This is a genomic window from Streptomyces graminilatus, assembly GCF_001418565.1.
Taxonomy (GTDB): Bacteria; Actinomycetota; Actinomycetes; order Streptomycetales; family Streptomycetaceae; genus Streptomyces; species Streptomyces graminilatus.
This window is the reverse complement of record NZ_LIQQ01000521.1, coordinates 1-10,640: the sequence shown is the minus strand read 5'-3', so window position 1 is coordinate 10,640 and position 10,640 is coordinate 1. Positions and strand designations below refer to the sequence as shown.

The 10,640-nt window shown below is 72.4% G+C and carries 10 protein-coding genes; 6 read left to right on the top strand and 4 right to left on the bottom strand.

The genetic code is table 11. The features are described from left to right. The first annotated feature begins 115 nt into the window (after nt 1-115). Entirely contained in the window at nt 116-1,930 is a 1,815-nt protein-coding gene (locus tag AOK08_RS34860) for a serine/threonine-protein kinase (protein WP_055533469.1), read from the top strand. Nucleotides 1,931-1,943: 13 nt separating this feature from the next. Beyond that, nucleotides 1,944-2,114: a hypothetical protein gene (locus AOK08_RS48995; RefSeq protein ID WP_107101125.1), complete on the top strand. Its 171-nt coding sequence runs from the start codon at nt 1,944-1,946 to the stop codon at nt 2,112-2,114. Between the two features lie 151 nt (nt 2,115-2,265). Here the strand turns inward: AOK08_RS48995 and AOK08_RS34855 are convergent, their stop codons facing one another. From AOK08_RS34855 to AOK08_RS34840, 4 genes are read right to left on the bottom strand one after another with little or no spacing between them, the layout of a single operon-like run. Next, entirely contained in the window at nt 2,266-3,480 is a 1,215-nt protein-coding gene (locus tag AOK08_RS34855) for a sensor histidine kinase (protein ID WP_055533468.1), read from the bottom strand. Continuing rightward, nucleotides 3,477-5,240: a sodium/solute symporter gene (locus tag AOK08_RS34850; RefSeq protein WP_055533467.1), complete on the bottom strand. Its 1,764-nt coding sequence runs from the start codon at nt 5,238-5,240 to the stop codon at nt 3,477-3,479. The genes AOK08_RS34855 and AOK08_RS34850 overlap by 4 nt, the downstream gene beginning before the upstream one ends. A gap of 56 nt (nt 5,241-5,296) precedes the next feature. Next, nucleotides 5,297-5,662 (bottom strand): hypothetical protein, encoded by a 366-nt coding sequence (locus AOK08_RS34845; protein WP_055533466.1) that lies wholly within the window; start codon nt 5,660-5,662, stop codon nt 5,297-5,299. Nucleotides 5,663-5,678: 16 nt separating this feature from the next. Continuing rightward, nucleotides 5,679-6,446, bottom strand: a complete 768-nt coding sequence (locus tag AOK08_RS34840) for a LytR/AlgR family response regulator transcription factor (RefSeq protein WP_055533465.1) — start codon at nt 6,444-6,446, stop codon at nt 5,679-5,681. Nucleotides 6,447-6,545: 99 nt separating this feature from the next. Here AOK08_RS34840 and AOK08_RS34835 point away from each other — a divergent pair, with 99 nt between their 5' ends. From AOK08_RS34835 to AOK08_RS34820, 4 genes are all read left to right on the top strand, one after another. Beyond that, nucleotides 6,546-7,049, top strand: a complete 504-nt coding sequence (locus AOK08_RS34835) for an Lrp/AsnC family transcriptional regulator (RefSeq protein WP_055533464.1) — start codon at nt 6,546-6,548, stop codon at nt 7,047-7,049. A gap of 136 nt (nt 7,050-7,185) precedes the next feature. Beyond that, nucleotides 7,186-7,998 (top strand): dimethylargininase, encoded by an 813-nt coding sequence (ddaH, locus tag AOK08_RS34830; protein ID WP_055533463.1) that lies wholly within the window; start codon nt 7,186-7,188, stop codon nt 7,996-7,998. Further along, nucleotides 7,995-9,257, top strand: coding sequence for an ornithine--oxo-acid transaminase (rocD, locus tag AOK08_RS34825; RefSeq protein WP_241827217.1), 1,263 nt, complete (start codon nt 7,995-7,997; stop codon nt 9,255-9,257). The genes ddaH and rocD overlap by 4 nt, the downstream gene beginning before the upstream one ends. A gap of 67 nt (nt 9,258-9,324) precedes the next feature. Then, on the top strand, nt 9,325-10,353 hold the full coding sequence (locus AOK08_RS34820; protein ID WP_055533462.1) for an ArsR/SmtB family transcription factor: 1,029 nt from the start codon (nt 9,325-9,327) through the stop codon (nt 10,351-10,353). The last annotated feature ends 287 nt before the right edge of the window (nt 10,354-10,640 follow it).

The following is a 10,640-nucleotide window of genomic DNA, read 5'->3' as shown; positions in this document are numbered from 1 at the left end:
AGGGGCGCGGGACTGTATCGATGTGCGGCTCCGCCGCGTGGGCGCGACCAGCCCCCACCGACCCGCACCCAACCACCGAACCGCACATCCGCAGGTAACCGCGGGAGCTCACCGGATGCCATCAAGTTCACCCACCTCAGGAGTGGGCCGAGTCATAGCCGGCCGATACCTGCTGCTCAACCAACTCGGCAGCGGCGGCATGGGCCACGTCTGGCTTGCCCACGACCAGAGACTCGCCTGCGAGGTCGCCCTCAAGGAGATCGTGTTCCGCGATCCCACCGAGGCCGGATCGGAGCGCGCCGCGCGGGTCGCCCGGGCCCGCGCCGAGGCCCGCCACGCGGCCGTGCTGCGCGGCAACCCGAACGTGGTGACCGTGCACGACGTGCTGGAGCACGAGGGTCTGCCGTGGATCGTCATGGAGTACGTGGCGGGCGCCCTCGACCTGCGCGACCTGGTCGGACTGCGCGGCCCCCGCACGCCCGCCGAGTGCGCCCGGATCGGTCTCGCCGTCCTGGACGCGCTGACCGCCGGTCACGAGCAGGGCATCATGCACCGGGACGTGAAGCCGGCGAACATCCTGCTGGCGCCGGACCGCACCGGGACGCCGTACGCCCGGATCCTGCTCACCGACTACGGCATCGCGGTGCAGCCGGACGCGGGCGGGACACGGCACACGCTGACGTCCTCCCTGGTCGGCACGGCGGGCTATCTGGCGCCGGAGCGTGCCACCGGCGGGCCGCCGACCGCCGCCGCCGATCTGTTCTCCCTGGGCTGCACGCTGTACTACGCCGTCGAGGGTGTCGGGCCGTTCGAACGGGCCACGCAGCTCGCCGAGATCACCGCGGTGGTCAAGGAGGAGCCCCGCAGGCCCGAGCGGGCGGGCGCGCTGGGGCCGGTGCTGGAGGCGATGCTCGCCAAGGACCCGGTCCGGCGGATCCCGGCGGCCCTCGCGGAAACGGCGCTGCACCGCATCCTCACGCCCCAGGCCGACGCGTACGAGCGCGCCAGGACCGACCCTGGGTCGATGCCGCCGTGGGGTGTGCCGGAGGAGCTGAACGGGCACCACCAGGAATCCCCGTCGGCCGTACCCGAGCCGCCGCCTCCCCGGCGCTCCCACGCCCTCCCGGCCGCCGTGGGCGCGCTGGCCGGGGTCGCGCTGGCCGCGGTCGGTCTCTGGTTGACGCTGGGGAACCCGGCGAGCGGCGACGAGCAGGTCTCGGGGAAGCCGTACGGCGATCCGGTCGGGCTCGCCGCTCCCCTGGCCGAGGGCGACTGTGTGATCGCCGACTGGCCCGGCGGTACGCCCTTCCGGGGGACGCCACGGCTGACGGTGGACCCGACCTGCCGGGACGCCCCGCCGGACGGGCAGGTGCTGGCGGTCGTACGCGCCGCTTCCGTCGCCGAGGCGCGGGCGCAGGGGCCCGCCCGGTGCGAGGAGCGCACCCGGGATCTCCAGGAGAAGCTGGCGGACGTACGCGCGTTCGCCGTCGTGCCGGGCGAGGGCGGGTTCGGTGCCGCCGGGGGGCGTACGGCCTGTCTGCTGCTCGGTGCGCACGGGCCGGTGTACGGGCCGCTCGGGCCGTATCGCGAGTCCGGGCAGGCGTTCGGTGACACGGCGACCATGCAGAAGCGGGACTGTCTGCGGGCGCCCTCCGGGCGGGACGCGCGGCTGATCGCCTGTACCGAAAGGCACGACGAGGAGGTCCTCGGGTTCACGCGGCTCGACGCGGGCGTCCCCTTCGAGCAGGCGCGGGACATGTCGGACGCGGCCTGCGCCAAGGACGTGGCGCCGGCCGACTACGGCTTCGATCCGTCGGTCTACGAGGCCGGTTCCTGGACGGGGCGCGGAGCGTGGGACTCCGGAACGCATTTCGTCGTCTGCACCGTGCGGACGCGGAACGGGGGCACCATGGAGGGAGAAGAGCCATGAGGAGGGTGTCGCGATGCCCGGTTCCACGAACAGCTCGACGAAGACCATGGGGGTGCTCACCCTGGGCGGGCTCGTCGCGGTGACGGCCTACACGGTGGCGCTCGGAAGCAACGGCTGGCTGTGGTTCGGCTGGGTGGTGCTTGGCCTGATCACCCTGGGGATGGTGGTCAGCCGCCCCACCTGACGTCCTCCCCCACCCTCCGTACACCCGAATGGGCTAAGGAACCGGTGGCGCCGATGCCCGGTCGGACCGGTTCCGTTCGGATCGGTTCGGGTCGGTTCGGTTCGGGTCGGGTCGGTTCGGGTCGGGTCGGTTCGGTTCGGTTCGGTTCTGGTCAGCTCTCGAAGAGGCGGCCCGCCTTGTGGACGCCCGGCTGGTACTTCGGCAGCCTGGCGGTGATCTTCATGCCCGCGCCGAGCGCGGTCTCGATGACGAGGCCGTGGTCGTCGCCGTAGACCTGACGGAGCCGGTCGTCGACGTTCGACAGGCCGATGCCGCCGGACGGGCTGATCTCGCCCGCGAGGATACGGCGGAGCAGTGCCGGGTCCATTCCCGCGCCGTCGTCCTCGATGACGACCAGGGCCTCGGCGCCCGCGTCCTGCGCGGTGATGCTGATGTGGCTCCTGCCCGCGAACGCCGCCCTGCCCTCCAGACCGTGTTTGACGGCGTTCTCGACGAGGGGCTGGAGGCAGAGGAAGGGCAGCGCGACCGGGAGCACCTCGGGGGCGATCTGGAGGGTGACGGAGAGGCGGTCGCCGAAGCGGGCCCGAACCAGGGCCAAGTAGTGGTCGATGGCGTGGAGTTCGTCGGCGAGGGTGGTGAAGTCGCCGTGCCTGCGGAACGAGTAGCGGGTGAAGTCGGCGAATTCCAGGAGCAGTTCACGGGCGCGCTCGGGGTCGGTGCGGACGAACGAGGCGATCACCGCGAGCGAGTTGAAGATGAAGTGCGGGGATATCTGTGCCCGAAGTGCCTTGATCTCGGCCTCGATCAGTCGGGTGCGGGACTGGTCGAGGTCCGCCAACTCCAGTTGGACGGAGACCCATCTCGCGACCTCCCCGGCGGCGCGGACGAGGACCGCGGACTCGCGGGGCGCGCAGGCGACGAGGGCGCCGTGGACGCGGTCGTCGACGGTGAGGGGTGCCACGACGGCCCAGCGCAGGGTGCAGTCCGGGGCGTCGCAGGTGAGGGGGAAGGCTTCGCCGCGACCGGTTTCCAGGGGTCCGGCGAGGCGTTCCATGATCTCGGCGCGGTGGTGTTCGCCGACGCCGTCCCAGACGAGGACCGACTTCTGGTCGGTGAGGCAGAGGGCGTCCGTGCCGAGCAGGGTGCGCAGTCGGCGGGCCGAGCGGCCGGCGGTCTCCTCGGTGAGGCCGGCGCGCAGCGGGGGCGCGGCGAGGGAGGCGGTGTGCAGGGTCTCGAAGGTGGCGTGCTCGACGGGGGTGCCGAGGCCGCCGAGGCGTTCGGGGCGGGCGGTGCGCCGGCCGAGCCAGAAACCGGCGGCCAGCAGCGGGAGTACGGCCACGCAGAGCCCGGCGAGGAATCCGCTCACGTCCGCGTCACCTCCGTACGCGTGCCGCCCGCGGGACCGTGACCGCCGTGGCCGGCGTGTGCCTTGGACAACTCCTCCGGCAGGTGGAAGCGGGCGAGGATGGCCGCCGTACCGGCCGGGACGCGGCCCGGGGTGGCCAGGGACACCAGGACCATGGTGAGGAAACCCAGGGGCACCGACCAGAGAGCGGGCCAGGCGAGCAGGGCGTGCAGGGCGCCCGTGCCGGGGAAGCCGGCCATGGTCGCGGCCACGGCGAGGAGCGCGGAGCCCCCGCCGACCAGCATTCCTGCGGCGGCGCCCGGCGGGGTCAGTCGGCGCCACCAGATGCCGAGGACGAGCAGCGGGCAGAAGGAGGACGCGGAGACGGCGAAGGCCAGCCCGACGGCGTCGGCGACCGGGAGGCCGCCCACGATGGCGCTGGCGGCGAGCGGTACGGCCATGGCGATGACCGTACCGAGGCGGAAGTGCCGTACACCGCGCGAGGGCAGCACGTCCTGGGTGAGGACTCCGGCGACGGCCATGGTGAGCCCGGAGGCGGTGGACAGGAACGCGGCGAAGGCGCCCCCGGCGACCAGCGCGCCCAGCAGGTCGCCGCCGAGGCCGCCGATCACACGGTCGGGCAGGAGGAGGACGGCGGCGTCTGCGTCGGCGGTGAGGGCCAGTTCGGGGGCGTAGAGGCGGCCCAGGGCGCCGTAGACGGGCGGGAGGAGGTAGAAGGCGCCGATGAGGCCGAGGACGGCGACGGTGGTGCGGCGGGCGGCGACGCCGTGCGGGCTGGTGTAGAAGCGGACGACGACGTGCGGCAGGCCCATGGTGCCGAGGAAGGTGGCGAGGATCAGGCCGTACGTGGCGTACAGCGGTCGTTCCTCGCGGCCCTCGGCGAGGGAGGTCGACATGCCGCCGCCGGGGGCGCGGTCGGCCTGCGGCACGGCGGCTCCCCCGGCGAAGGTGAGGCGGGCGCCGGGGTCGATGTGGTGGGTGCCGGCGGGGAGTCGGAGGATCTGGTCGCGGTGCGGGCGGCCGTCGACCGTGCCGGTCACCGTGACGGTGAGCGGGGCCTTCAGCTTCAGGTCGAGGCCGTCGTCGACGCGGACGACGCGCTGTTCGCGGAAGGTGGCGGGTTCGTCGAAGGCGTGGCGCGGGGCGCCGTCGCCCTGCCAGGCGAGGACGAGGAAGAGGGCGGGGACCAGCAGGGCGGTGAGCTTCAGCCAGTACTGGAAGGCCTGCACGAAGGTGATGCTGCGCATGCCGCCGGCGGCGACCGTGGCGACGACCACGACAGCGACGATGACCCCGCCCGCCCAGTCGGGCGCGTCGGTGAGCACCGCCAACGTCAGCCCGGCGCCCTGGAGTTGGGGCAGCAGATAGAGCCAGCCCACGCCGACGACGAAGGCCCCGGCGAGCCGTCGTACGGCCTGGGAGGCGAGGCGGGCCTCGGCGAAGTCGGGGAGGGTGTAGGCGCCGGAGCGGCGCAGCGGGGCGGCGACGAAGAGGAGCAGCAGGAGATAGCCGGCGGTGTAGCCGACGGGGTACCAGAGCATGTCGGGACCCTGGACGAGGACGAGTCCGGCGATGCCGAGGAAGGAGGCGGCGGAGAGGTACTCGCCGCTGATCGCGGTGGCGTTGAGGCGGGGGCCGACGGTGCGGGAGGCGACGTAGAAGTCGGAGGTGGTACGGGAGATGCGCAGACCGAACGCGCCGACGAACACCGTCGCCACGACGACGAGGGCGACGGCCGGGACGGCGTAGTTCTCGTTCATACGACGTGGTTCTCATTCATACGGACCGCTTCCCGTCCCTGTTGCCGTTCATGGGGTCAGCGGTCCTGGTCCTCGACCAGGCGGACGAAGTCCCGTTCGTTGCGTTCGGCGCGCCGGACGTACCAGCGGGCGAGCAGTACCAGCGGCGCGTAGAGGCCGAAGCCGAGGATCAGCCACTCCAGTTGGTGGGCGTCGGGCAGCGCCGCGAAGAGCAGCGGCAGCGGGGCGATCAGGAGTGCGAGGACCGCGAACACGGTGAAGGCGGCACGGAGTTGGGAGCGCATCAGGGAGCGGACGTAGGTGTGGCCGAGGGTGGTCTGTTCGTCGATCTCGGTGCGCGGCCGGTAGTAGCCGGAGGTGCGGCGCACGCGCCGGGGCGGTCCGGTGACGACGACCCGGCGTTCGGAGGGGTCCTGGGGCATGCTCTGGTACGCCCCTTCAGCCCGCAGGCCGGCGCATCAGCAGGTCCCGCAGCTCGCGGGCGTGCCGTCGGCTGACCTGGAGTTCCTCGGCGCCGACCAGGACGCTCACGGTGCCCGCGTCGAGGCGGAGTTCGCCGATGTGGCGCAGGGCGACGAGATGGCGGCGGTGGATGCGGACGAAGCCTCGGGCGCGCCAGCGCTCCTCCAGGGTGGAGAGCGGGATGCGGACGAGGTGGCTGCCCCGTTCGGTGTGCAGCCGGGCGTAGTCGCCCTGGGCCTCGACATGGGTGATGTCGTCGACGGCGACGAAGCGGGTCACGCCGCCGAGTTCGACGGGTATGTGGTCGGGGTCGGGTTCGTGCACGGGTATGGGCGCGGGGAGGGGCCGGGCGCTGTCGCGCAGTTCGGCGGCCCGGCGGACGGCCTCGGCGAGGCGTTCCCTGCGTACGGGTTTCAGGACGTAGTCGACGGCCTTGAGGTCGAAGGCCTGGACGGCGAAGTCCTCGTGGGCGGTGACGAACACGACGAGCGGCGGCTTGGCGAACCCGGTGAGGAGCCGGGCCAGGTCGAGGCCGTCGAGGCCGGGCAGGTGGATGTCGAGGAAGACGACATCGATGGCCTCGGGGCCGCCGGGTCCCGACTCCAGGGCCCGGTTGATGCGGCGCAGCGCCTCCGTCGCGTCCCCGGCTCCCTCGGCGCTGCCGATCCGTGGATCGGCGTGCAGCAGATACAACAGCTCTTCCAGGGAGGGGCGTTCGTCGTCGACGGCGAGGGCGCGCAGCATGATGGTGGAGTGTAGGTGGAATTCGTACGGGTGCACATGTGCCCGGCATGCCGGGCGCGACCGGGCGCGGTGGCCGCCGTCGCTGGATACAGTGCCCGGATGAACATCAGGCCGGCACCTTTCGACGGAGTGGACCGGAAGATCATCACCACCCTGATGGCGAACGCCCGTACGAGTTTCGCCGAGATCGGCGCGGCGGTCGGGCTGTCGGCCACGGCGGTGAAGCGGCGGGTGGACCGGCTGCGCGAGACGGGCGTGATCACCGGGTTCACGGCGACGGTGGAGCCGTCGGCGCTCGGCTGGAGCACGGAGGCGTACGTCGAGGTGTACTGCGAGGGCGCGGCGCCGCCCCGGCGGCTGGCGGAGGTGGTGCGCAACCATCCGGAGATCACGGCGGCGATGACGGTGACGGGCGGCGCGGACGCGCTGCTGCATGTGCGGGCGACGGATGTGGACCACTTCGAGAACGTGCTGGAGCGCATCCGCCGGGAGCCGTTCATCCGGAAGACGATCAGCTACATGGTGCTGTCCCATCTGCTCCCGGAAAGCCCGGAGGCGGGCGCGACCCACCCTGCTCCGAACAACGCTTCGGGAAACGCATAACACCTGCGTTGTTGGCGCCAAAGACGCAGGATTCCTGCGCGGACACGCAATCCTCGTTGCTTGTCGGGCGTCGGGCTCTGTTTCTACCGTGGTGTACATCCCACTGGAACATCGCAGGAAGCGGAGGAACCCCTCTGTGCCCGAGAGCCGTGTGCCGCGCCCCCGGCGCTTTCTCGTCTGTGAACCCAGACATTTCGCCGTGCAGTACGCGATCAACCCCTGGATGAACCCCGACACCAGGGTGGATGTGGATCTGGCCCAGGAGCAGTGGCGCTCGCTGATCAGCGCCTACCGCGCCCACGGCCACACCGTGGACACCGTGGAGCCGGTCGCCGGCCTGCCCGACATGGTGTTCGCCGCGAACTCGGCGGTCGTCGTCGGCGGCCGGGTCTTCGGCTCGTCCTTCCACGCCCCCGAGCGCCGCCCCGAGTCGGCCGCCTACGAGATGTGGTTCAAGACGGCGGGCTTCGACGTGTACCGCCCCGAGTCGGTGTGCGAGGGCGAGGGCGATCTGGTCCCGGCCGGCCGCTGGATCCTGGCGGGCACGGGGTTCCGTACGACCCGGGAGGCCCATCACGAGGTGCAGGAGTACTTCGGCGTCCCGGTGATCGGTCTCAAGCTGACGGACCCGTACTTCTACCACCTGGACACGGCGCTGTTCGTGCTCGACGAGACCAACATCGCGTACTACCCGGAGGCGTTCTCGCCGGGCAGCCGTGAGGTGCTCGCGCTGCTGTACCCGGACGCGGTGATCGCGACGCGCGAGGACGCGATGACGTTCGGGCTGAACTCGGTCTCGGACGGCCACCATGTCTTCATCGACCCGGGCGCCACGGCCCTCGCCGCCGAACTGACGCGCCACGGCTACCTTCCCGTCCCCGTCGACCTGTCGGAGTTCCGCAAGGCCGGCGGCGGCATCAAGTGCTGCACTCAGGAGATCCGCTCATGACCGCACTCGCGAGCACGGCCTCAAGCACGGGCAACGGCACCGTCGGCAGCACCGGCACAGCCACCTCCGCGGACCTCATCCGCGCCGAGGAACCGGTCCTCGCGCACAACTACCACCCACTGCCCGTGGTCGTGGCCCGCGCTGAGGGTGCCTGGGTCGAGGACGTCGAGGGCCGCCGCTATCTGGACATGCTGGCCGGCTACTCGGCCCTCAACTTCGGCCACCGCCACCCGGCGCTGATCGAGGCGGCCCACCGCCAGTTGGACCGCCTCACCCTCACCTCCCGCGCCTTCCACAACGACCGGCTCGCCCAATTCGCCACCTCCCTGGCCGAGTTGACGGGCCAGGACATGGTCCTGCCGATGAACACCGGCGCGGAGGCGGTGGAGAGCGCCGTCAAGGTGGCCCGCAAGTGGGCGTACGACGTGAAGGGCGTCCCCGCCGACCGGGCGACGATCGTGGTGGCGGCGGACAACTTCCACGGCCGTACGACGACGATCGTCAGCTTCTCCACCGACGAGACGGCCCGGGCGGGCTTCGGCCCGTTCACACCGGGCTTCCGGATCGTGCCGTACAACGACCTGGCGGCCCTGGAGGAGGCGATCGACGAGACGACGGCGGCGGTCCTCCTGGAGCCCATCCAGGGCGAGGCGGGCGTCCTGATCCCGGACGACGGCTATCTGACCGGCGTACGCGAACTGACGCGCCGCAAGGGCTGTCTGTTCGTCGCGGACGAGATCCAGTCGGGTCTGGGCCGCACCGGGCGCACCCTGGCGGTCGACCACGAGGACGTCGTCCCGGACATGGTGCTCCTCGGCAAGGCGCTGGGCGGCGGCATCGTGCCCGTGTCGGCGGTGGTCGCGAGCCGGGAGGTCCTCGGGGTGCTGCACCCGGGCGAGCACGGCTCGACGTTCGGCGGCAACCCGCTGGCGGCGGCCGTCGGCCAGGCCGTGGTCGAGCTGCTGGAGACCGGTGAATTCCAGCGCAGGGCCGACGAGTTGGGCGTCGTCCTGCGCGAGGGGCTGACCGCGCTGGTCGGCCGGGGCGTCGTCGGGTTCCGGTCGCGGGGACTGTGGGCCGGGGTCGACGTCGACCCGGCCATCGGGACCGGACGGGAGATCAGTGAGCGGCTGATGCGGGAAGGGATCCTGGTCAAGGACACCCACGGATCGACGATCCGGCTGGCGCCGCCGCTGACCGTGACCGCCGAGGAACTCCGGTCCGCGATCGGGGCGTTGGAAAGGGTGCTCGGGAAGTAAACCGGGCGCGGCCGGCGCTCGTCCTCCTTTGGTGTCACACCGTGGGGGTGACACCAAAGGAGGGCACATGCTCCGCATCCATTTCACCCCGCACGACCTGCGCAACCTTCGGCTGGCCCGGCGCCCCGACCCGCTGTGGGAGATCCTCTGCAGTCTGTGCCGCTTACAGACGGAGCAGGGGCCGCTCGAATTCGGCGACTGGCGCAGTTCGGCCCGGCGGCGGATCCGGCACGACCCGGCTCTCGGCGACGCCCTTGAGCGGTTGCGCACCCTCGTCCCGAGCTTCGGCTACATCCCGGACTTCCTCACCCCGCCGGTGACCGGGGCCGGGCTCTTGGAAGGGCTCGACCTGCTGCGGGCCACCCCGCGCCGCCGGCTGACGCGCGAGCTGGGCCTGCTCGCCGAGGCCCGTCCGCTGCCGGGCTGGACCACGGCTCTGGGCGGCCCGCGCGACGCCGGGCTCGCTCCGCTGACCGACGCCATCGCCGAGTACTCGGACGCCCTGCTGGCACCGCACTGGGCCCAGGTCCGCACGGTGGTCGGCAACGAGATCGGCCGGGGCACCCGCGCCCTGCTGGACGGCGGGGCCCAGGCGCTCCTGGAGGGGCTGCGTCCGCTCGCCCACTGGAACAGTCCCGTCCTCGAAGTGGACTATCCCGTCGAGCGCGACCTGCGGCTCGGGGGGCGCGGGCTGCTCCTCGTCCCCTCGTACTTCTGCTGGCGGCGGCCGACCGCCCTGGCCGATCCGGAACTGCCTCCGGTGCTCGTCTATCCCGCGTCCAGGACTCCTCTCGACCTCGCGCACGCGACCCCGGGCGGAACGGCCCGGCTGCTGGGGCAGTCACGGGCCGCGGTGCTGACCGAGGTGGCCCTGCGCGGCGGTCGGACCACCTCCGAGGTGGCCGTCGCGGTGGGGCTCGCGCTGTCGAGCGCCAGCCACCATCTCGGGATCCTGCGCGACGGGGGCCTCGTGACCAGCCATCGCGACGGCAAGTACGTCCTGCACTCGGCGACCTCCCTGGGGCTGCTGCTCCTCGACGCCAACTCACCGCTCCCGGACGCCGTCCCGGTCCGCGGTCTCCGGCCGCCCCATTAGCGCCCCGCCGGTGGCCCCCGTAGGCAGCCCCCGTCGCCTGTCCCGGCCGGGACACGACCGGGACAACCGGCCCGGGTGCCCGGGACATACGGCGTCCTACGGTGCCGGGAGAACCGACAGAACGGGGGAACCGTCCATGCCGAATCCCTTCACCCACCGGCCCGGCCGCAGACAGGTCCTGCGCGGGTCCGTGGCAGGCGCGGCGCTGGCCTGCCTCGGGACCACGGCGACCGCCCGGGCGGCGGCCTCGCCCGGGTCCAGCGGGTCCGGCGGGCCCGGCGGGCCCG